The organism is Amycolatopsis sp. NPDC052450 (genome assembly GCF_044547565.1).
GTDB lineage: Bacteria > Actinomycetota > Actinomycetes > Mycobacteriales > Pseudonocardiaceae > Amycolatopsis.
In genome coordinates this window covers 50,680-73,338 of sequence record NZ_JBIUAQ010000015.1, presented here as the reverse complement: position 1 = coordinate 73,338, position 22,659 = coordinate 50,680, and the positions used below count along the sequence as shown (strand labels likewise).

The 22,659-nt window shown below is 63.9% G+C and carries 16 protein-coding genes; 8 read left to right on the top strand and 8 right to left on the bottom strand.

Annotation, left to right across the window (positions count from 1 at the left end; all coding sequences use genetic code 11):
• Positions 1-30: 30 nt before the first annotated feature.
• Positions 31-477: a hypothetical protein gene (locus tag ACIHAO_RS24380; protein WP_396561390.1), complete on the bottom strand. Its 447-nt coding sequence runs from the start codon at positions 475-477 to the stop codon at positions 31-33.
• 145 nt (positions 478-622) lie between these two features.
• Positions 623-1,912, bottom strand: coding sequence for a type IV pilus biogenesis/stability protein PilW (locus ACIHAO_RS24375; protein ID WP_396561388.1), 1,290 nt, complete (start codon positions 1,910-1,912; stop codon positions 623-625).
• A 95-nt stretch (positions 1,913-2,007) separates the two neighbouring features.
• On the opposite strand from ACIHAO_RS24375, the gene ACIHAO_RS24370 reads away from it, so the two are divergent.
• The 3 genes from ACIHAO_RS24370 (at position 2,008) to ACIHAO_RS24360 (ending at position 5,706) form a co-directional block, all read left to right on the top strand.
• Positions 2,008-2,499 carry a hypothetical protein gene (locus ACIHAO_RS24370; RefSeq protein ID WP_396561386.1) on the top strand — a complete coding sequence of 164 codons (492 nt, stop codon included), beginning with the start codon at positions 2,008-2,010 and terminating at the stop codon, positions 2,497-2,499.
• A gap of 1,418 nt (positions 2,500-3,917) precedes the next feature.
• Positions 3,918-4,652: a type IV toxin-antitoxin system AbiEi family antitoxin gene (locus ACIHAO_RS24365; RefSeq protein WP_396561384.1), complete on the top strand. Its 735-nt coding sequence runs from the start codon at positions 3,918-3,920 to the stop codon at positions 4,650-4,652.
• Positions 4,653-4,989: 337 nt separating this feature from the next.
• Positions 4,990-5,706, top strand: coding sequence for a hypothetical protein (locus tag ACIHAO_RS24360; RefSeq protein ID WP_396561382.1), 717 nt, complete (start codon positions 4,990-4,992; stop codon positions 5,704-5,706).
• A gap of 214 nt (positions 5,707-5,920) precedes the next feature.
• Here the strand turns inward: ACIHAO_RS24360 and ACIHAO_RS24355 are convergent, their stop codons facing one another.
• Entirely contained in the window at positions 5,921-7,591 is a 1,671-nt protein-coding gene (locus ACIHAO_RS24355; RefSeq protein ID WP_396561569.1) for a caspase domain-containing protein, read from the bottom strand.
• Positions 7,592-7,764: 173 nt separating this feature from the next.
• Between ACIHAO_RS24355 and ACIHAO_RS24350 the strand changes: the two genes are divergently transcribed.
• Positions 7,765-8,136, top strand: a complete 372-nt coding sequence (locus ACIHAO_RS24350; protein WP_396561380.1) for a hypothetical protein — start codon at positions 7,765-7,767, stop codon at positions 8,134-8,136.
• A gap of 134 nt (positions 8,137-8,270) precedes the next feature.
• On the opposite strand, the gene ACIHAO_RS24345 is transcribed toward ACIHAO_RS24350, so the two are convergent.
• The 3 genes from ACIHAO_RS24345 to ACIHAO_RS24335 all read right to left on the bottom strand — a co-directional run bounded on the left by ACIHAO_RS24345 (position 8,271) and on the right by ACIHAO_RS24335 (position 12,883).
• Positions 8,271-9,623, bottom strand: coding sequence for a hypothetical protein (locus ACIHAO_RS24345; protein ID WP_396561378.1), 1,353 nt, complete (start codon positions 9,621-9,623; stop codon positions 8,271-8,273).
• 447 nt (positions 9,624-10,070) lie between these two features.
• Complete coding sequence (locus ACIHAO_RS24340) at positions 10,071-12,554, bottom strand: tetratricopeptide repeat protein (RefSeq protein ID WP_396561376.1); 2,484 nt, start codon at positions 12,552-12,554, stop codon at positions 10,071-10,073.
• On the bottom strand, positions 12,551-12,883 hold the full coding sequence (locus ACIHAO_RS24335) for a hypothetical protein (protein WP_396561374.1): 333 nt from the start codon (positions 12,881-12,883) through the stop codon (positions 12,551-12,553). Before ACIHAO_RS24335 ends, ACIHAO_RS24340 begins: the two co-directional genes overlap by 4 nt.
• 516 nt (positions 12,884-13,399) lie before the next feature.
• Here ACIHAO_RS24335 and ACIHAO_RS24330 point away from each other — a divergent pair.
• Positions 13,400-13,717: a hypothetical protein gene (locus tag ACIHAO_RS24330; protein WP_396561372.1), complete on the top strand. Its 318-nt coding sequence runs from the start codon at positions 13,400-13,402 to the stop codon at positions 13,715-13,717.
• Here the strand turns inward: ACIHAO_RS24330 and ACIHAO_RS24325 are convergent.
• Positions 13,714-14,499, bottom strand: a complete 786-nt coding sequence (locus ACIHAO_RS24325) for a hypothetical protein (protein WP_396561370.1) — start codon at positions 14,497-14,499, stop codon at positions 13,714-13,716. The genes ACIHAO_RS24330 and ACIHAO_RS24325 overlap by 4 nt on opposite strands.
• Before the next feature lie 608 nt (positions 14,500-15,107).
• The gene (locus ACIHAO_RS24320) at positions 15,108-16,958 is read right to left on the bottom strand and encodes a hypothetical protein (RefSeq protein WP_396561368.1); all 1,851 of its coding nucleotides are present in this window, start codon (positions 16,956-16,958) and stop codon (positions 15,108-15,110) included.
• A 111-nt stretch (positions 16,959-17,069) separates the two neighbouring features.
• Here ACIHAO_RS24320 and ACIHAO_RS24315 point away from each other — a divergent pair, with 111 nt between their 5' ends.
• From ACIHAO_RS24315 to ACIHAO_RS24305, 3 genes are all read left to right on the top strand, one after another.
• Positions 17,070-17,195 carry a hypothetical protein gene (locus tag ACIHAO_RS24315; protein ID WP_396561366.1) on the top strand — a complete coding sequence of 42 codons (126 nt, stop codon included), beginning with the start codon at positions 17,070-17,072 and terminating at the stop codon, positions 17,193-17,195.
• A 410-nt stretch (positions 17,196-17,605) separates the two neighbouring features.
• The gene (locus ACIHAO_RS24310; RefSeq protein ID WP_396561364.1) at positions 17,606-18,439 is read left to right on the top strand and encodes a hypothetical protein; all 834 of its coding nucleotides are present in this window, start codon (positions 17,606-17,608) and stop codon (positions 18,437-18,439) included.
• A 79-nt stretch (positions 18,440-18,518) separates the two neighbouring features.
• Positions 18,519-22,595, top strand: coding sequence for a caspase family protein (locus ACIHAO_RS24305; protein WP_396561362.1), 4,077 nt, complete (start codon positions 18,519-18,521; stop codon positions 22,593-22,595).
• Positions 22,596-22,659 lie beyond the last annotated feature (64 nt).

The following is a 22,659-nucleotide window of genomic DNA, read 5'->3' as shown; positions in this document are numbered from 1 at the left end:
GATGTGGGGCCGATCCGGATACAGGGTGCCCTAGGCCTGTTCCGGGTGACGAGGGTCCGGTGCCGGCCGCATGTTCGCGTCGCGGCCGACCGCGCCGATCGCGATACCGTGCCCACTCGCAGTCACTGGGCCATTGACGACTGTCCCGCCGAAACTGGCCACCGCTCCGCTCTTCTTAGCCTCCGCGATTGCTGCTTTGAGATCAGTGGCGAAGTCGGCGTCCTGCTCGACTGCGTCCTCCAAGGCCAACGTCACCCGCTGAGTCGTTCGCTCGCTGACTCCTTCTGGCTGGCCAGCTTCCAACTGCAGCCGCTCGAAGGCGGAGTCCGCGCCGAGCTTGCGCAGCACCACATCCCGTAGCCGCGCCGCGGATGCGTCCACGACTTGATCGGCAACCCCGTCCAGTTGCTGGCCTGCCCGCCGTGCTTTCCCGACCGCCCATGCGATCAAGAACCCAACGACTACTTCCAAACCCATATTCGCTCCTCCCCGGAGCAGAGATCCTGCTTGTTCCTGACTATGGTCCGACGGCGGCGTCGGACGTTTGGGGTTCTACCGTGACGAGTGCGTTCTGGCTTTCCGACGTTCGCTGGCAGGCCGCGCATTTCTGTGCCACGTTGTGCTATGGCTGGAGCTGGATGATGCCTGCCCAGCGCTCAGCCGCGTTCTCGTCGCCGAGCGCGCTTGCTGCACGATGCGCGAGGCGGGCGAGTTCGTGTTGCGTGTCGACGGTTTCACGTAGCTTCAGCCCGTGTGGGCCAGGGCGCCACAGTGAGGCTCGTTTCCCTTCTCCCAGTGGCCACGCCGCGGTGATCATGTCGAGGCAGGCTTTGAGGTCGCCGAGGAGCATTTTGCACAGGGCGCGGTTGTAGAGGTTGATGGCTCCGTGTTCGTAGTTTCGTCGCGCGGCTTCCTCGAGTTTGTTCAATGCGTTGCGCGGGTCGTCGGGGATCAGGCAGAAGCCCAGGTTGTTGAGAAGTTCTGCGTCGTCGGGTGATCCGTGCAAGGCGAACTCGAATAAGGCCGCTGCTTCGCTTGTGCGGCCGATGCGAAGCAGGTCAAGGGCGCTCATGCCGAGCTTGGCGAGCATGGTGCGGTTGAGACCCGTAGGCCCGCCGGCCGGCTCTCGTGACGATTCGACGTTCACGGCACGCCGCGCGATCTCTGCGTTGAGTTCGTGATCGATGACCTCGCGGTCGTTCATCAGCGCTTCCGGGCAGGGGGCCGGGCAGTTTCCCGAGCGCCACCTGTGCTCGTGATGCAGGGAGGTGGTGCTCCAGTCGCTGAGATGGGTCTCGGCGAACCGGTTGATGATCCATCGGTACTGCTCGAGCACCACTGTCTCGGGGCGCGGTTCCAGCCGGGCGGCCTGCAACTGCTCGATGGACGGTGGTTTGAGAACGAGCAGGTCGTCGAGCGGAGCTGACAGCGCCCACGGGTATACCGCGTTCATGATGGCGCCGACGACCTGCTCGATATTTGCCTGAGAAACGTCGAGGTTGGGTGTCAGGCCATTCTCCGCCTCAAGCAGCGGGCCCAGCACATCTTCCCATGTCTGCGGGTGGGGCCACGGCGGCGCGGGTTCTGGGTCGGGATCGTGCTCGCTGGCTGGTCCGGGCAGTACTCGGAGCGTGGGTAGCCAGTACGGCATTGCCTGGCCGACGACTGCGGCAGCCAGCTCCGGCCCCAGGCCGTAGCGGACGAGGGTCGCCCCATCCATTCCGCGGTTGGTGAGCTCGTGAGTGATCTGTCGCAGGTAGGTGGCCTGATCATGAGCCTCAGCACTGGTGGAGACCCCTTCGCGCAGCAAGGCGACGCGGAGCGCGGTAATGAGGCTGACGGTCCGCCGGTTCGCGAGGGGGTACTCGCGGTCACTGAACATGACCTTGCGTGCATCGAACGGGTCGTCCACCAGCACCTCCGAGTGCGTCTTGTTACAATCATACCTAAGATTCTGGCTTGTCGGCAGCTACGATGATGAGTACGATAATTTCAGGTGATGCAACTATGACTAGGCCCGACGAGATCTTCCAGGCCAGCGACCTGGCCAATAAACGATTGCTTGTGCTGGAAGCTGCTCGCGCTGGCGGCGCGCGAGTGCGTGACAAAGATGGCACCGGGCTGGTTATGCTCCCGGAAGGTGACCTGGACGTACTGAAAGAACTCTCACGCTGGAGTTCCGCTCATCTGCGACTCGAGTCCTTGCTGCGGCGCAGTGATCGCCCCACGGTTGCCGAACTGGGTGACCTGGCATGGCTGCGAGTGTTCGATCGCGACGACCTCGACGAATTTCTCGTCGAACTACATGAGGTCCTGATCGCCGCGCACGCCGACGGTTCGGTGAACGCGCTGAAGGAATGTATTCATGCCTGGCGCGTCACAGCCTCCCAGCTGGAGGACCCACTGCGCCGCGAAGTGCTGCTCCGCGGTCGACTCGAGGCGCGCGATCTGGTGGAGGCTGAGAGGCCGGCAGAGATGGCATCGCCGGATGCCCCCTGACAGTGCTTACCAGCCGTTGGAACCAGCCCGGCGGCCTGGCGGCAAACCGCAGCAGGCGCCGCTATACCGGGTTCTCGTGCACCGCAGGTACCGCGACCACTGGAACGAGATGGTGACCAGAGTCGGCCTGCAACAAGCAGAGCAACTCTGGGACCACCTGGCCCACAATCCCGGGCGCCCTCCCGCGGTTGGGTCGTCCTGCTTCTTGCGAGGAAGGGCGGGCAAGCCACAAGGTGACGGGTGGTCGCGAACAGTTCACTATGAACTCAGCTCGATGGCACGAGTCGACTTCCAGTTCCATGACAAGTTCGACCAGGGCGCCGACGGCGATGAACACCCTGTCGTAGCGATCCTGACCATCAACTACAGCAGTCATTGAGCTGCAGCTCAGCCTGCAGGGTGATGACTCTGCGGCGAGCATCGCTGTACATTGAGTGAGCTCTCCCTGGGGATTGAGAGGATCACATGTACGTTGAATCGATTGTCGAGCTGGCATCCCAGTTCGGAGCTGGTCAGCTGTCGGGCGACGAGTACCTGCGCCGTGTGGACCTTGAATGCACTGACAGCTTGCCTGCGGGGACAGCCTCCCCGGCCTAGACATCGCTCCCGGTGTCTCCGGCAGGGACAATGAACTGAAGCAACCAGGACGTCCTTGCGGATACATGCTGAAGCCGAGCTCGTAACGGGCTCCTGCCGGCGTATCGCTAGATGCCGTCTGCTATTGCATGTCGTGCCCGCCAGTGACGTACGAGGCTGCAAGGTGGCCGGATGCAGTGGCGGGCCCTAACAGCGGCCTGAGGCCGGGGTGCATGCGCTGGGCCATCCCGGCGTGTGGCGCTCGGTTGCAGCTAGGTGCTTGGCTGTCGGTTTGGATGTCGCGTCGTTGTGGACTGCTGGGTTCAGCTCTGACGACGAGGCTCGGCAGGGGCGGGCGAGTTTAGCTATTGCTTGCCTACTGGGCTGGTGGAGTGTCGCGAGGCTCGATGGGGCAGCAGTGGGGCCGATAGCTCAGCTGCCGCGCGCTGACCATCACTTACCTGTGGTGACGGTCGGATAGTGCCCGGCTCGGCGCAGGATGTGATTCGAGTGGCATATGGGTCGTGTGGTTAGCGAGTAGGCAGCAGTGGGGTAGGCACGGGCCTGCCGGCCATAGCGTGTGCAGTTCTGATCTGCCTAAGGGACGAGCCAAAAAGCCTGCGGCAGTGTCTCCGAGCGGGCTTACGGGGCCCATCGCAGCATGGTGTCCGCATGTGACAGGCAGCTCGCCACACCTGAGTGTGTTCGTCGTAGGGCCTGCTGATCGCCTGGTGTCGGGCATGTTTGCGCTGGCTATCTCTTCGTGCGGCAGGTGCGGCAAAGCAGAGCCCCGAGAGTCAGCTAGCTAGCACTAGGGTAGCGACTGCGCTAGTCTTGTGTATGTGAGCGAGGTCAGCGTGACGATGGCTGCTGAACGGCTGGGAGTGAATACCAGCCGTGTTCGCAGCTTGCTCAGCTCGGGGCGGCTGGCGGGGCGCCGTGTTGGCTCGGTGTGGCTGGTCGATAGCTCTGATGTGGAGCGTCGCCGCGCAGCGACGAAGGGCGTGAAAGGGCGGCCTTTGTCTGCGCGGGTGACGTGGACATCCGCAGCACTCTTCGACGGCCTGGACACTGACTGGCTGTCCTCGGCTGAACGCTCACGTCTGAGTGCACGATGGCGCACCAACGGTGATGCTCAGGTGTGCCGGTGGTGGATGCAGTCCCGAGCGACGGTGACTAGGTACAGGATCGCGCCGGGTGACATCGCTGAGCTGCTGAAGTTCGAGGGTGTGGTGGCCGGCGGGGTCAGTGCTGCCAGCAACTATGGGACCGGGTTGGGGCATGGCGCCGAGGCGGAAATCTATGCCAGTACGACGACGGTCAAACGCCTGGTCGACGAGTTCTTCTTGCTTGCTGACCCCCAGGGCAATCTGACTGTGCATGAGGTCACCGCGGACACGCACTGGCACTGCAGGACAGCCAGGGTCGTCGAGGGTGTGCAGGTCGCTCCGCGGTTGATAGTCGCGGCTGATCTGCTCGACAGTGATGACACCCGCAGCCGCAGCGCAGGTGCAGCGCTCCTGACGGATGTCCTGTCCAGCGATCGAGAGCGGCGAGGGCAGCTGGTTGCCAGCTGAGTCACCGCACGACCTGCTTGCGGCCGCATTGGCAGCGTATGCCGGTCGCACGATCGCGGACATAGTCCAGCTCCACGAGGAAGCGATGGCACCCTCGGCTGCTGTCGCTTCCTCGAGGGAGTGTGAGGGCCCGGAAGCTGTCGACACTGTGGTGCGGCGACTGCGCATGGCCCCGATAGATCACTCAGTCAAGCAATCGCATCTCCGCGCACTGAGTGACCTGGTAGCTGCGCCGCCCTTGATGACCACGGCTGAAGGCACTGCATGGCAAACGGTCGCGCGCGGTCTGATGCCGGCGATACCTACTCTTGACATGCCTCCGGTTCCGATGCCGGACATGCCTGAACCGCAGGTGATTGCCTGGCACGCCGTTCTCGACCTGGACGAGTACCTCAGTACCCCGTGGGTACTAGTCGGAGGGCAGATGGTTGCGCTGTGGTGCGCCGAGGGCGAGGTCGCTGTGTTCCGCCCTACTGAAGATGCCGACGTTGTACTTGACGTGTGGGTTCACCGGGGCGCCCTCAAGTACGCCTCTCGGCTGCTCAGTGAGCGTGGTTTCACTGAAACAAAAACAGAAGATGGCTACGGGTACCGGTACCAGCGCGGTAAGGCCAGTGTTGACCTCATGATCCCGGATCACATGGAGCGGCAGGTCAAGCAGCCGGCGACCACCACGGGGCGCTTAGGGTTCCAGGCCGCGGGTGGTAACCAAGCCCTGATCCGAGCTGAACGAATCCCGGTGACCGTCCGCGGCAGAAACGGTCATGTACGGCGACCGAACTTATTGGGCGCGCTCGTCGCCAAGGCGGCCGCCGCAGTGGCTGACACCCGCGAGCCTGACCGTCATAGAGACGATATCGCCGTCTTGGCGAAGATCGCGCTCAACGCATCGGCTCATCGAACTATGAGAGATTCGTGCAATCCGAAAGACCGCAGGCGCTTGCGTCTTGCCTTGGATGCGATGCCGCCTACCCACCCGGCGTGGCAGAGGATCACCCAAGCCGAACTTGCTCGGGAGGCATTGCACAGGCTCGCGCACAATAGCGGCAGTTGAGTGGCGACATGGTGAAGCCGGCAGTGAGCGCTACATCTTGTGGGGTTGAGGAGGCCATGCTGCATCTGCGGGCTTTGGTGAGGAAGACCGGTTGCAGGCCATTGGCGGGTACGAGAGCGTCGATCTTCGGTCGGCGCAACGTGGTGATTATCGTGAGCAACGCGGGGCCCTGCTGGCAACGCCTGACTTGTTTCCTCTGCGTTGAAGAGGTTAGTTAGCACTTGTAGTACTGCTCAGCGATACCAGTCTTCACGAACTGCCAATTTTCCCCATCTGTAGACGCTGGTGCGTAGACTGGAACGTCGCCGGACGAAGCGTTCGATCTGAACGGCCCGAACGTCTGCACGTGGACAGTCGTTTCGCCGGCGATCGCATAGCTGATGTTAAGGCTGAAGGTATAGTTCGCTTTGCAGCCATGAGCATCGATTCGGATGAGCCCCGGCTTATCTTGGCTCACTCCGAACCCTGGCCCGAGAGGCTCGTCTCGTACGAGCTTGGCGTCGGGGTTGTTATTTGGGTCGAGAGAACCGTCGACTCCGCTAACAACCCCCTTGTCAACAAGCTTCTTCGCGTCCAGGTCAAAGTCGAACACTCGATTGCCCAGGCCGCCGCAGCCCCCTTGGGGTGAATAGATCCAGGCGGCTTTCTCATGAGTGGGGGGCTTGAAGGACGGTGTGATATCGAGGATGTCTACTGTTTTCCCAGAGATTGCAGATAAGAAAAGGTAGATGTATCCCGATAGGTAGAAGGCTCCGCCGCGCGCTGTAGCCTGTTCGCGCATGTCGGCGGCGCCGGCGGGAAAGGACTCTATCGAGGGCCCTTTGGGGGGCATGGCGACGGCGGTTCCACCGTCGCAAACGCGGGCGGTCGGCCACGTTGACCGCACCACGAGGGTCGAATCAGGTGCCTGCTTGTTCGGGGCGGAGGTTATCGTGGGGCTCGGTGTTGGGCTGACTTCGGCCGCGTTGGACGCGGAAGAGCCGGCCACTGGCGGTGCCGAGGTGCCTGCGGCTGGTGTCTGCGAAGGTGTGTCAGTCCGCTCAGCGAGCGTGTAGATGATGCCCGAGCCGAGTGCGACAACAACTGTTATGGCCAGTGCTATTCGCATACCGCGGGAGAGCCGTCGAGGCTTCGACTGATCGTGGTGTGGAGACGGGTTGAGGAAATGTCTGGCTTGGTCGCCTTCGCAGCCGCCAGCTGCTGTGTTGTGGAACATCGGCACGTTATAAGTATGTCCAGTGTCCAGATGTTGTGGTAGTGGCAGCCCTTGCTCGTTGAGCGCTGTCCAAAGGTGGCTGTAGATATGGCCGAGCGTGAGTTCTTCGCGGCCGCCAGGGATTCCATTGCGTAAAAGGTGTAGTAGCGCGCCGGTGAAGGCGGTGTTTCGCTGGCCTGGTGGAGCTAGCGCCATTTCGGTCGATGGCGTCGCGGCCAGAACGTACGTTCCGGCGATGTTGAGGCTGGGGGAGTTGCTCAGCGTCTCCGTTGCGCGGCCGCTGAAGCAGCAGTCCAGTATGAGGATTCGGTGCGTCGCGGGGCTGTTGGCGAGGATCTCGCGTAAAAGCTGGTAGCGAAATGCGCTCGTCTGCAGTTCATCGGGATCGGTGCCGCTGAGGCTGAGATAAAGCTCGTTGTTGTGCGCAAGTAGACCATGGCCTGCGAAGTAGACGACCAGTGTGTCTGTGGTAGCCATCGCATACTGCCGCAGGGCGCGGGCGACCGAGAGGGCGTCGGGCGCATTGCGTACGGGCACGCACCGCGCACCCTGAAGGCCGAAGATAGTTGGGTCGGTCAAGACGGTAGCGAGGTCTGTGAGATTGTTGTCTACAGCTGGCAGGCTGTGTAAATAGGTTTCATGCGCGTATACGCTTGTTCCTACGAGCACCGCGGCCGATCGTTGGAGGTCTGGTTCTGGCACTTCGGTGAACTCCCGCCCTGGTGACCCATGTGGGCGGAATGTCGTCCAAGGGCAGGGACGGTGTTACATCGGTGCTAACGCTGACGTCCTACTAGGCGACTGATAGTTGACGGGGGCCAGCGTGTTGGGAGCGAGGGGCGATGCGAGCTCGGATCAGCTGCGGTGGCTCAGACCGGGGTGCGCGAAGCCTCATGGACTGGCTCAGGCGGGTCGAGGAGTTGCGTGGCCGTGTCGACCTCGTTGCCGCACCAGTACCGCCAGGTCGGATGGGTGGGATCTCTGATGTTGTGGGCATTGCTTTGAGCGGTGGAGGCGCCGCGACCGTGCTGATCCGTTCCGTTTTCACATGGTTGAGGCAGCGACCGCGAGGCACTCACTTGCTAGTGGACCTAGAGGAAACCGATGGTCGCAAGGTGCACCTCGAGCTGAGCAGTGCCGACAACTGTGATGAAGCCATCAGGAAGGTCTTGACCGTTCTAGAAGACCCTGTCTCGGAACTTGAGACTGACTGATCAATGACTACCTCTTGCCCTGCTCGAGCCGCAGGACCACACCACGTTGCTACGTGACCATGGCTTGGCCGAGTTCGGAACGGCCTGGGAGACGGCGACGACAGTCTCTCTCCCAGGCCTCGGGCGGCACCGGCTTACGGATTCCAAGGAACTTTCTCGATCTGTCCGGTGAAATGCACTTTCACCGCAGGGTCGCGGTGGGTGCCCTGGTAACCGAGGTAGCCGAGGATGCTGAGCTGGAGGTAATGGCGGGCCAGGCACCAGGCGTCGTACCATTCGCCGGTACTGAACTTTGGCTTGGCCCGGCTCGGGTGCATGACCCCGTTTCGCATGCGAGTGAGTACTTCGGGGCCGTCACCCACTGCAAGGCCGGTGAGCTTCGCGGCCACCGACGCGAGCTCGGTGAGTCCCGGCGGAAACTTCTCGCTGATCGAGTGCAGGGCTAGCAGTTCGCGCATGGACTCGTGAGCTTTCAACGGCCCATAGGCCTTTGCGGTATAGATGTGGCGGTCTTCGACGAGCTCCGACCACGCCAGCAGTTCCAGTCCGGACTGAGCCGACGAGACGGCAAGTTCGAGTGGATGGGGATCGTTCGCGTCGATCAGGTAGTAGATGGCCCGCTGAACGACTTCTTGCTTCAGCGGATCTGCCCAAGCTGCTGCTATGCGTTCGAAAATCTCCTGGAGTTGTTCGGGATGAAAGCCGTCGACAAGGCCGAGCGAGGGACGCCACGGTGAGATAAGCGGAGACGTCCATTCTGACCAGGCTGGCTCGGCAGCGTTGTTGTAGGCCACCGGCAGAACGGGAGAGGTCCAGCGACCGCAAGCGAGGCTCAATACGTACCGCAGGACGTGGAGGACGTCCTGTAGGTCTTCGGTACTGAAGTCGGTGCTGTCCTCCCGCTCGACCCGGCCCGTATGAGTGACCGCATGGCCGCCGTTGTCACGCAGGTCAACTTCGATCTCACGGTAGTTCCGGGGAGAGTCGAGCGTGACCTTCCAGCCGGCACCGGTCAGTACGGTACGGCCTAGGTACCACGTTGTTTCGTGTCGCAGTTTCGCGCCAACCTGCATCGTGGGCAGGTTGGCCAGGATGAAGGTAGCGTGCGCGAGGTCTTTAGCCTTAGGGTTGCCCGCCACAACCCGGCCCAGCGGCCCGCCGCCCTTCCATCGAATGTTGTCGGGCGGACCTTCGTCGCCGGATGCGATCCTGAGCGAGTGTTTGCTGAGAACCTCGATCGAAGGTTCTTCGAGTGTCAAGCTTCCAGTCGTGAGGTCGATTCCGACGTCGACATCTTTGGATACTCCTGACCATTGCAGCATCGGCGACGGGTTCCAGCGCAACGTGATGGAACCGGTGGCATCGAATTGGCGCGCGCCGGAGCGGCCGACGAGTGGGCCGCGGTAGACGGTCAGTTCGCTTCGCGGCGTCTCCGGGGAGTAGAAGTGCGTGATGGGTGCCGGAGTGGTGTCGGCGGAATCGGTCACAGCGACCATTGTGCCTTGTGCACGCGGAGTTTCATTCCTTTTCCAGGGTGGGAAGAAGCGGAGAAGTTCCGACGCCACGGAAGTTCAGTTAGTACTGGCGCAACGCTTCGGTTCCTCGATCGTGTACACCGCGGTGACGAAGACTGTAGCCGGTTCATGGAAGAGCTAGCCCGGATCGCCTTGCGGGCGGTCTTGACGCTTCAACGCGGGGATACCGGTCCACCACAGGCGTCTGCCCTAGGGACTGCCCGGGACGAAGTCCCGCGTTGTAGAAGCGCACCCGCGTCGCGGTTTGCTCTGTCCCATGCCCCGCCATTCCGGACCTGGCAACGCCACCTGGCGAGGGAACGGTGAACCTCGAGCGAGGTTGTGCGGCGGGGCAGCGCCAACGGATCGTGTTGCATCGGAGTTCGCCCCTATGGCATGGCACGGGGGGGCAGGTATGGACTATCCAACATCCTGGTGTGCGGCTCTCCACATTGCGAGGACGTTGAGCGCGTTCAGGGTGTCCGGGTGCTGCTTGCCTATAGTTCGTAGGCGGTCGCTTGCGACCTGCTCCAGGATGGTGATCGCCTCACCCCTGCGCCCTGCCTGCCAGTAGGCGGTGGCCAGGTTTCGCCGGAGTGTCAGTGTGTGTGGGTGCTTCGCTCCTGACGTACGCGCTTTATCGGTGACGGCTTGTTCCATGATGGAGATCGTCTCGGTCGTGCGCCCGGCCCGCCAGTAGGAACCGGCCAGGTAGGTTCGCGCTGTCTGCGTGTCTGGATGGTCCTCGCCCAGTACCCGGGCCGTATCGGAGACGACCTGCTCCAGCAGGGAGATCGCCTTGCCTGTGAGTCCGGCCTGCTGATACGAGACCGCGAGGTCGGCTCGTGCTGCCAAGGTTTCCGGATGGTCCTTGCCCCGCAACTGTTCGGAGTGGGTGACGATCTGCTCCTCGATGGTGATCGCGTCGGTCGTGCGCCTGGCTTTCCAGTATGCGTTGGCTAAGCGAGACCTCGCAGTCAGTGTGTTTGGGTGCAGCTCGCCGAACAGGCGCTCGGAGTCGATGACGACCTGCTCGAGCATGGTGATCGTCTTGGCTGCGCGCCCGGTCCGTAGATACGACACAGCTAGGTTGGTTCGCGCGGTCAGTGTGTCTGGGTGGTCCTTGCCCCACAGTCGTATGGAATCGGTAACCACCCGTTCCTGGATGGCGATCGCGTCTTCCGTACGGCCCGTCTCGTGGAGCACGTGGGCGAGAACTGCCCATGCGGCCAGTGTGCGCGGGTGGTCCTGGCCCAGCACGCGGACGAAGTCGGGAACCACCTGCTCTTGGATGGCGAGTGCGTCTGCCGGGCGACCCGCCTGCCGGTATGCGCTCGCCAGGTTTCCTCGTGCTACCAAGGAGTCTGTGTGGTCGTGGCCGAGGAGGCGTTGGGCTTGTGCCGCGGTCTCGCGCCAGTGGTCGATGGCTGCCGTGTCGAGGCGGCACTGGAGCAGGCTGAGCCCTGCTGTGTAGAGGAGCGTGCTGCCGCCGGATTGCCACAGAGAGTCGCCGGCGAGTTTGGCCAAGGTGGTTGTGTTGGCGAGGAGGGTGGTGAGCAAGTCGGTGGCGATGTGGTCGTTGACTGGCCATAGCTGCCGAAGCGCGTCCGCGGCGGTGTAGGCGACGGTGGCGAGAGCGGACGGGGTGACTTCGCGGGCGGCGCGGGCGGTGAGGGCATGGATGCGCACTGCGCGGTGGTCGTCGCGGGGGGTGTGGGTGATCAGGCCGAAGCGATGGAGTGTGCGCAGTGCGGCGCGGGCCTGGGGCGAGGTGACGGGGTCGTCGTTGGGGGAAGTGCGGTGTGTGGTGAGGTAGTCGGTGACCGTCGCGGTAGTCCAGAGAGTGTCCGGGTGGCCGTCGGGGTCGAGGACCGCGGCCAGTGCGAGAGCGGGGCGTGCCAGGCCAGCGGGTGCTGTGGAGTCGGCGGCGTCGAGCGCGAGCAGGAGCGCCACGGTCACGGGTCTGCCGTAGGCGTCAGGGTCGGTGTCCTCGGGCATCAGCTCCACGAGCCGGCTGTCTCCAGCGGTGTAGCGGGCGAGGTAGGCGCCGCACGTTTCGTGCTGGTCGATCATGTACGCGGCGGCGTGCGACAGGGCCAGGGGCAGGTTTCCCAGCGTGGCAGCAAGTGCCGGGACGTGCTCGTCGAGTAGGCGGGAGTAGCCGTCGCCGGTGAGCCGGTCTCGCAGGTAGCGGGCGGACTCTTCGGCGGTGAAGGTGTCGATGTCGATGCGCTGTCGTCCTGACCCGGTCAGTGTGGCGCCTCGCAGCCGGGTCGTGGCCAGCGTCCAGCCGCCTGGGCGGTGTGGGGGCCACAGGCCGGCGAGGTGGGCGGGGTCGGTCACGTCGTCCAGCACGATCAGCCAGGTGCGGTCGGTGGTGTGCAGCCACTGCACCAGAGCTGTGGCCTCGGCCGCCAGGTCGGTGTCGTCGGCGCCGGGTACTCCGGCCCGTTTCGCCGCCCTGGCGAAGGTCGCTATCACCTGTTCCTGGGTGGAGGCGTTGACCCACACCACCAGGTCTGTGCGGTCTTCCATGGCTTGTTTGGCGAACCATGCCGCGATCTGAGTCTTGCCGACACCGCCTCCGCCCGCCAGCACCTGGGTGCCTCCATCGGAAGACGCCTCGTCCTGCTGCGCAAGAACCACGTCCTCGCCTCGGTGGCGTGCGGCCGCCACCTGCTTGCGTACCTCGGAGCGTGGCTGGAAAGCCGAAGCCAGCGGCGGGGGAATCCCTTCCGAGAGCGGCCATTTCTGCGGGGATGAAGCGTGGTGGTGATGGGCGACGTGGACGTCGCCCATCACGCCAGAGTTGGCCACACCGCCGTGCGCTGCGGTGGCGTCCCCCGAGTTCTGGACTTCGGGCAGGTTGTGTGCCTCGGTTGGCGGCGGTTCGTTGTCGGTCATTTTCCGGGAACGCGCCGAATGCCGGTGTTGGCCACTGAACCCGGCCCTTCGGCGACTGCGTTGCCTGATCTGCTGACACGCGTGACACCGGGGTTGTCGTCGACGGCCTCCGCGCCGGTGTTCGCCGTGCCACCGCCTGCAGCTTGGGCGTCCCCCGAGTCCTCCACCGCTGTGTCCGATGCGTGTGGGTCGTCCGGCATCGGGTTCTCCCTTCGCGGTTGCGGCAGCAAGTATGGCGCTACCAGTGCGATCAACGCCAGGACTCCGCCGATGCTGCTGCCCACTTTGTCGGCCTTGTCCAGGCCGACTGCGAACAGGTACACCACCAACCCGGCGACCGTGACGCCGCACACAACACGTCCCAGCCATACCCATCGCGCTCTGTGTCGAACGACCACGACCGACCTCCTCTCGGCTGATGAAACTTCGCCCCAGCTCTAGAACATCGGCTCAGCACAAGTCGTGCCCGACACTTCGTCCAGTCGTCGGTCAGCGTTACTGCCAGGCGGTGCACCGACGTCCCTGGACACACCAAACGAGTTTCAATGCTTCCCGCCGAGCGCGTCGGGCAGAGGGGGTTCCACAGTGAGACGTCACCGGGACGTCTGGTCGGATCATCCACAGGTCGCAGCGTCCCCAGGTACGACACTGAGCAGACGCGGTCTGCTTGCGGCCCGCGCTCTCTTCGGCACGCGCGGACGTTCCCGTTCAGCGACTGGTGTGGTCGATACGGAAACGTAAAGGATGCTTGCTGCGACCACATGACCATGGGTAGGGAGAACCGAGACACTCTGGTCCTGCAGGCACGAGCTGCGCTGGTCATGGCCGCGTTACGCCGGTCGATCGTGACGTACAAGGAACTCGGGCTTGCGATCGGGCTAAAGGACATCGAGCTGCGCAACGAGATGCCTCGTGTGCTGGAAAAGCTGGCCAACGATTGCCACAACGCCAGAGAGCCTCCGATGACGGCGCTGGTCGTGAACTCTCAGAGCGGGCCCCCGGCGCAGGCTGGCACGGCAACGGCGAGCCATGGCACACAGATGTCCAACGAGTGTTCCGACATTGGGCTAACCGATCCTGATCAGCCGGTCCTGTTCTGTTGGCCTGTTGAACCTGGGGAGCCAGTGCTCCATCAGCGGCAAGAGAGTGCGTTGCAGGTCTAGAAGTGACGGTTCCAAGCACGTCCGACGACTGTTCGTGTCGCACTGCCGCCTGGTGGCAGGTCGAGGACATCGATCAGCGTTCGGTCTTCGTCGATGGCGTGGTGCAAGTGTCCGATCTTGCCGGTGCCGCCGTCCGCGTCGGAAGCACCGATCAGCTGCCACATGCCGTCATCGGCGTCGTGCTGGACAAGGAGGATCGGCTCGCTGCGCTCGAAGACCTCAAGGGTCTGGATACAGGTAGTGCGCAGAAGCCAGTGCTTCATCCACCATGCCCGTCGATCGCGCTGCATGATCTGGTCGGCGACCCACCAGATGAACGGCAGGTCCTCATGGGCACGTGCCTCGTCCGCGGTCAGGTCCGGGCCGCCCTGCGGCACCCGCTCGAACGGGTCGTCGGTCAGCGAGAACGCATGTCCGTCCTCGTGTTCGAAGATGACGGCATGGAAGGTTCCGCCGCCGGGGTTGCCCGCGCCGATCCCGACCGACAAGCGAGCGACGTGCGGGTCCGACCCGGTCGTCCAACCGAACGCGTACGACGCCAGCTCCCCCTGCGGTCCGACGAACTCTCCGAACGCCCGCCGGTCCATTCCCGTCACCGTGTCTGTCGGCACCTCGACCAGCGCACCCTCTAACACCTGGATATCCACCGCCGCAAGATAACTCACCAAGAACCCACACTCGCAGGTACGCGCCATTCGCCTGCCGGACTTTCTCATCGCGGCATGAGCGGACGTCTGCGTTCTGGAAAAGGAGAGGAGGTACGATTCGCTGTCTGCCACCATGGGTACGTGGATGTCGCATGGCCGGAACGGCGCGAGGATGGGGTCTCGGCACTCAGAGTTCTCGTCGCGGCGCCGCCTGCGCTGGACGGTGCGGCCGGGACACGCGTTTTCCTGACCTTACGAACGCCGTTCACTGGCTGGTGGACGACACTTGCTGGGATTCGGAGGAACCGGTCTCGCCGGTCGGAACAATTCTCCGCAACGGTGATGAGGCCGACGTGATCCGTGCGGTCGTGGTCGCACTCGTGGCCGTGTCGGATCGCGAAGGCGCCGCGGCTTCGGATGCGGCCTGGTTCGCTGACAGTGGCTGGTGCGAGGGCAGGCGGTTCGCCGCCGACGCACTGAGCTGTCTGGCATCGTGAACTCCGAAAGCTGGCTTCCTTGGCTCGTGGGCAGGCGTGTGCGCCGTGACCGCGCGACCAGCGGCAGAAGCAGACGTTCGTACTGCTGGCGCGGTAATGCCGATGGGCGAGTGTTCGCAGGGTAGTGGACTGGGTGTTGTGCATGCTACGCACTGAGTGACGGACTTGGCCACGCAGAGCGACTCGCCGTGACCGACCACCACCGAAACGTACCCGTCGCTGTGATTACCGCTGGCAGCACCGGAGCTAGTCGACGTTTAGCTCTGGGTCGGACAGGATGTCGTCGACCTCGAGGGTTTGACTGATCAGTAGTAGCTGCATGCGCTTGCGGTCACACCAGTTCGGCAAGTTGAGTTGGAATTCCACGGGATCGGGGTTTGAGAACTGGACCTTCAGGCCGAGGTTCCGCACGCCATCGGCCTTCTCCGGAATCTGGAGGAGGATTACCGAGAAGCCGTCCTCCGAGGTCTGCAACGCAATCACGGCCAGCCGCCATGACGGCTGGCTGGCCGCGGTGAGGAAATGACCGAGGGCCTGGCTGTAGTGGTAAAGGTGCTCCGCCAGGCTGCCGCCGTTCTTCCACGGGTCCAGAAACGTTGTTCTGAGGTGGATGATGAGCGGACTGCACATGCGTACGAAGTCCAGGAGGGGCATGTCGGGATGGTCAGCGCGCAGGAGACGGACCAGTGCGAGCAGACTCGCGCGGGATCGCTCAGCTGTTTGCGCGCCGCTGTCGTGCGTGCTGTCGATCACGAGTGCCCTCGTGATGGCTGGCACGGTGACCTGGTCGTTGACGATTCTGATCAGGTAGTGGTCTCGCAACGCGCGCAAGGCCGAGCGCGCCAACATTCGCACGTGGACGACGTTGGCGTCCTGAAGACCTCGGTAGTCGGCGATGGCCCGTACTACGAACGCGGTGGGAATGGGGCTCGGGTCAAGGTACACCAGCATTTCCAGCATCGCGCGAGCGTCCTGGCTGAGGCGATCGATCGCCGTCCGGTGCACGCTCGGCAGCGACGGAAACCCGGCCGCCGCGTCGAGAAGCCCAGTGACGGTGCGACGCAGACCGCGGCGGAACTCGCTCACGTCGGCTTGGTCCTCGGCGACCAAGGCGGCTGTGACGAGCAAAGCCAACGGGTGGTGCCCCAGGTCGTCAGCGAGGGACGCCGCGTCCTCGGGCGTGATGGCTGGCAAAACCAGTGACAGCAAAGCAGCGGACTCGGCCGGCGCCATTTCGCCGACTTCGATGTGGTCGATACCGGGGAGGCGGTGGGTGGTGGTCAGCACGACTGTCGTGTCGGTCTTGGTCGCGGTCAGGAACTGAGCGATCTCAATGTCCCCAGCGTCCTCGATCACCACGAACCGGGGGCTGCTTGGTGACAGCACCAGCTCTCGGAGCGAATGCCTCGGCACGTGATAGTTGATGTTTTGCACGGCGAGCCGGTCCAACTCGGCGATGATCGACTGCTGAAGCGCCTCCTGACTCGAACCGAGGAGTCGCACGACCGACGAACCAGGAGCCCGATACTCATCGGTGAGCCGCCGTGCCAGCGTCCGCTTACCGACGCTCGGCGGGCCCGCAAAGGCGATCACCGGCGAATGGGACCTGAGCAGCTCCCGGAATCGGTTCTCCAGTTGCGGACGGGGCACGAACGGCTCCTGCTCGGCCGGGGCGGCAACGAGCACGTACCGGTGTTTCTCGACGAGACTGAGAATCGCTTCTGCCACGTCGCCGAGGCGCTGATGCCTCACGTGTGGCTTGCGGTAGGAACCGTAGGCAATGCCTAGTATCCGTGCCGCTCGCTTCTCACGCTCGGTGAGTTTACCCTTGTCGATGTGCGTTCCTGAGGTGCCGAACGCGACGAGCAACGCGTTTTGCTCGGCTTTCGAGTAGCGGCTAGTGATCGCTTCGGACGCGATGGCATCCCGCAGCAGCGCACTGACCACCTGGCTGGGGCGCGGCAGGGCAGCGGCGGCGAGGTTCGCGGTGTGCACCAGTTGCAGCAGCGCGGCGACGTTGGCGTCATCGTCGCCCAGATTGGACGCGCCGACCTTCCGCACATGTTCGAGCACCCCGACGACGTCGTTTAGTCGCACGCTCACTCCGTTCATGAACTGAGCAGGATCCGCTCAGGGAGGCGGCGTTTCCATTGGCAGCCTTGGACATGAGCCGGCTCGTCCTTGTCCGCCCAGCACCAGGAGACGCACATGACCAGCATCAATCCTCGACGTGGCAGCCGATGGACCCGCCTCGTCCTCATGGCCGCGGCCGTCCGCGGCACCTGCGCTGGCGCGGCTCGCGCCGTCGCCGACTATTTGATCGATCTGTTCTGACAGAGGGGCCGGGGGATTGCCTGGCGACGATTCTCCCGGCCCTCCGTCCCACTATCGCTCCCACCTTAGACGGGGTTAACACTGTTTCGGAGGTTCGCCCGAACGGCGGCACCCGCCTGCGGTCCCTTTTGAACCTTTTACAGCGAAAGTGGCGGGCTTGCCCGCGCCCTCTCACCGAACAAACTGTAGGACCGGGCACAACTCGTCGCGCGCTCCGCTGACGTCCGCTTCTCGGCATGAGCGGACGTTCGGTCGCGACCGCCATGATCGGTCCACAGTGGGTGTCTGATCAGGAACTGGATGCACGACTACTCCGTTTAGGTGCTTGAGGTAGCGCAACGGCGCGGTTCGCATGCTGATCACTATCTGCTGCTACAACATGAGGTCCCTCTGACCGATGAGGGGTGTTCGTGAGCGAGATAGTGTGTGTGCACGGAGTGGGCAAGCAGCTAGCCGGCGAGCAGATGCTGCACACCCAGTGGGCACCTGCGATCGCCGATGGCCTCACTCGCGCTGGCGCGACCGCGCCCCACGTGACGATGGCGTTCTATGGCGACCTGTTCCGTCCCGTCGGCGAAGTCCTCGCGGTTGGCGACCCGCTGTTCACTTCCGAGGACGTCGAGTCCGGGTGGGAGCATGACATGTTGCTCGCCTGGTGGCGGGAGGCCGCCGTCGTCGATTCCCGGGTCGCGCCGCCGGACTCCGACACCCTCGCGCGCGTGCCTGGCTCGGTCCAGACGGCGCTAAGACAGCTTTCGCGTTCGAAGTTCTTCGGCGGTGTGGCGTTGCGGGCATTGGTATTCGATCTCAAGCAGGTCAGCCGTTACCTGCTACACCCCGCACTACGCCGCGCCGCCCGCGATCGCGTCGGCAGGGCGATCACGGACGACACGCGCGTCGTGGTCGCACATTCACTCGGCTCGATCGTGGCCTACGAGACCCTCGCCGCCAGCTCGGGGCACGGTGTCCACACCTTGGTCACGATCGGCTCGCCGCTAGGCATCTCGAACCTGATCTTCGAGCGTCTCGACCCTAGTGGTGGCCTGTGGCCAGGCACCGAGAGCTGGACTAACATCGCCGATCACGGCGACATTGTCGCACTGGAAAAGGATCTACGGCCACGGTTTGGGCCACGGGTGATGAATGCAATCGTCCACAATGGATCCCACGCGCACGACGCCACCGCCTACCTGACTGACAAGCTCACCGGCACTGCGATCGCGGGAGGGCTGCGTGCACGCTGACACAAGTGGTCCACGGCGGTACCTGATTGCGACTGCGACCGCTCAGTACACGAACGCCCCCCAATGGAATCGCCCGGGCTTGGCCGCTGCTCGCGACGAAATCGTCTCGTTGTTCACCCAGGACCTCGGCTATACCCACGTCAGCGACCTTGGCCTCAATCCGACTAGCAACCAACTCATCACGCTGCTGCGGACGTTTTGCCGACACAAGGATCGGCGCCCGGACGACTTGGTCGCCGTCTACATCGGCGGCCACGGCGAAGTCCTCGACGCCACCCACGACCACGTACTGCTCACCGCCGACACTGACCCCGATGACGTCGCGGACGCTTTGCAGACGGCGCAGTTGGCCCGGAAGATGCTGCTCAACACCCGTGTGCGGCGGGTGCTGCTGATGTTGGACACCTGCTACTCCGGACATGGCGGCGACGAGTTCACAGCCGCCGCGATCACCGCAATGATCCGGAATTGGGGAGAGGAGCGCGGATCAGGCCTAGCCGTGATCACCTCAGCGCAACCGTCCGAGCAGGCGCAGACCGGCGCGTTTCCCCAGCTGCTGCGTGCAGCGGTCCACAGCCTGCCCACTGCAGGGTATAACCCCGACACGCTGCCGCTGGGCTCCGTCGTCGAGGCGATGAACTCCAGCAAGGACAAGCCCGGTTACCAGACCATCGGGTCAAGCGTGGCAGCACTGACCGGTGATACACCGCCGTTCCTGCCGAACCCGCGTCACGACCCACGGATGACCGAGGTCGACCTGGCGATTCAGCACGCCAGCGAATGGGACGCCTACGCTGAGCGGCGGGACATCGAGTTCCGAAGCCGGTTGCTGGTCCGTGCGATGGGCGGCCACGACGCACAGGGCTGGTGGTTCGCCGGACGCCATACCGCGCTGCTCGACATCGCGAGCTGGCTGCGACACCCCGACCCGCACTCGCCGCTGCTAGCCGTGACAGGTGATCCGGGATCGGGCAAGACCGCCGTCCTCGGGCTAATTGCCAGCCTTGCCCACTCCACCTGGCGCACGACCGTTCCCCTGAGCACCCTAGGGCTTCCTGCCGCGGCGGTACCCGCACCCAGCGCTGTGGACGTCGTCATTTACGCCCAGGGGCTCACCACCGACGAAGTGTTGAAGGGCATCGCCGCCGCTGCAAGACTCCACGCGAACACCCCAGGCGAACTCCTGGACGGGCTCAGTGGCACTGGTGCCCCGTTGACCGTACTTCTAGACGCCGTTGACGAAGCCGTGGACCCCGACCATCTCACCCGGAACCTGCTGCGGCATCTAGTTGAGCACGCCGCAGGCCGGCTGCGCCTGCTCATTGGCACACGCCCTTACCTGCTCGACCGCCTCGGGCGACAACGTGACGACGCCGTGGATCTGGACTCCGATCGGTACGCCGACCTCGACGCATTGACGACCTATGCCGCCCGAGGCCTCCTCGAATCCAACCCATACAGCCCGTACCGTGTGCAGCCCCACAGAGTCCGTGCCGTCGCCGAGGCGGTTGCTGCGGCTGCAAGTCCCTCGTTTCTGGTCGTGCGCATCACCAGCGCCACCCTCGCGGCCCAATCGGATATTGCCGATCCTCGTGATCCCGCCTGGCTCCGTGACCTTCCGCGCCTGCCTAGCGACGCGATGCGACGCGATCTCGAGACCCGGCTGGGAAGCAACGCCACCACAGTGCGTGATCTGCTCCGGCCGCTCGCCTTTGCAGAAGGGCAGGGTTTGCCGTGGGAAGACATCTGGGCCGCCGTCGCCACACGCGCGGCCGACACTACGTACACCGACGACGACCTGTTCTGGCTCCGCCAGCACGCAGGATCGTACTTCGTCGAAGCAGCTGAGGCCGGCCGCTCCACTTACCGGCTCTACCATCAAGCGCTTGCCGAGCACCTGCGCTCCGACGTTGATGCCACCACCATGCACCGCGCTATCGCTGAGGTGTTGCAGAACCGGGTACCCCGCACTCTCGACGGCCGATGCGACTGGGCCCGGGCTCACCCCTACACCCTGCGGCACCTGGCCGCCCACGCCGCATACGCAGGCGTACTGGACAGACTAATCGCTGATACAGGCTACCTCGTCCACGCGGATCCGGGTCCTCTTCTCCACGCTCTTCACCAGACAGCCTCCGACAACGCCGCGATCACCGCCGCGATTTACCGCTGCTCCGCTGACATCCATCGCACACTCCCACCGCTGCGGCGCCAGCAAGTTCTAGCCATCGACGCCGCCCGCTTTAGGGCAAGTGACCTCCACCAGGATTTGTCTGCAGGGCTTGCCTGGCCACCGCGCTGGGCAACCGGACTCCAAACCACGCCAGCCCTTCGCACCACGTTCAGCGGCTCGGAGGGCGCATTGGCTTGTAGCGTGCTGGACGGTCGCCCCGTCGCCATCACCAACGGCCGCGGTGGCGCAGTGCAGGTGTGGGACCTGGCCACCGCCGAACGCATCACCACCTACAGCGGCCACACCCGACGAGTCGTCGCAGTGGCCTGCAGCGTGCTCGACGACCGCCCAGTCGCCATCAGTACCAGCCAAGACGGCACTGCGCAGGTCTGGGACCTGGCCACAGCCAGACAGATCAACTGCTTCAGCCACCGCACCAATCAGGTAAGCGCGGTGGCCTGCAGTGTGCTCGACGACCGCCCAGTCGCTGTCACAACAGGCCATGATGGCGCCGCACGGGTCTGGGATCTGGCCACTGCAAACGAACTCAGCTGCGTCACAGGCCACGCTGGACGGGTAAGCGCGGTGGCCTGCAGCGTACTCAACGGTCGCCCAGTCGCCATCACCACGAGCTACGATGGCACCGCGTGGGTGTGGGATTTGGCCACTTCCGAAAGTGTCGCCGTCTATACCGGTCACATCAAGCCAGTCGTCGCGGTAGCTTGCAGTGTGCTCGACGACCGCCCTGTCGCTATCACTACGAGCCAAGACGGCACCGCGCAGGTCTGGGACCTAGCCACAGCCAAACAGATCAACTGGTTCAGCGGCCGCACCGAAACAGTCGTCGCGGTAGCTTGCAGTGTGCTCCACGACCGCCCCGTTGCCATCACCTCGAGCTGCGAGGGGGTTGCGCGGGTGTGGGATCTGGCGACAGCCGAACACATCACCACCTACACCGGCCACACCAGCGAGGTAGTCGCGGTGACGAGCAGCGTGCTCGACAATCGTCCCGTTGTCGTCACCTCCAGTAAAGACGGCACCACTCGGGTGTGGCGTTCTCTACCGTCAGCCTTCAAACTGCCTGCCTTCACTGGTCATTCTGCCAAAATCTCTGCGGCAGCATATGGCGTGCTTGGCCGCCGCCCGGTCGTGGTGACCGGCAGTGCGGATAGCACCGTGAGAGTGTGGGACTCGGCTACCGCCGAACATATTGCGACCTATACCGGCCACACCAAACCAGTCGTCGCGGTAGCTTGCAGTGTGCTCCACGACCGTCCCGTTGCCATCACCTCGAGCGGCGAGAGGGTTGCACGGGTGTGGGATCTGGCTACCGCCGAACACATCACCACCTACACCGGCCACACCAGCGAGGTAGTCGCGGTGACGAGCAGCGTGCTCGACAATCGTCCCGTTGCCATCACCTCCAGCAACGAGGGGGTCGCACGGGTGTGGGATCTGGCTACCGCCGAACACATCGCGACCTATACCGGCCACACCAGACGGGTGGATGCGGTGGCTTGCAGTGTGCTCGACGGCCGCGTAGTCGCCATCACGGCAAGCAGCGATAAGACCGTTCAGGTTTGGGATCTGGCTACCGCCGAACACATTGCGACCTATACCGGCCACACCAAACCAGTCGTCGCGGTGGCTTGCAGTGTGCTCGACAATCGCCCCGTTGTCGTCACTACCAGCAAAGACCGCACCGCGCAGGTGTGGGATCTGGCTACCGCCGAACACATCACCACTTACGCCGGCCATGCCAGATGGGTAACTGCGGTGGGATGCAGCGTGTTCGACAACCGCCGCGTCGCCATCACCACCAGCCACGACGACACCGCACGGGTGTGGGATCTTGCCAACGCCAAAGAGATCAATATCTTTGACCTGCGTGACACCCAATGTCTGGCCGTTGGACCGGGCGGCGAACTTGTGATCGCCACAGGCTGGGACCTCGTAGTGCTCGACCGGGCGGCGAAACACTGAGATGCCGGGTCCACGGTCCCTTGTCGCGCGACCAACGATCGCGTGATGAGGTTGGCAGGCAGCC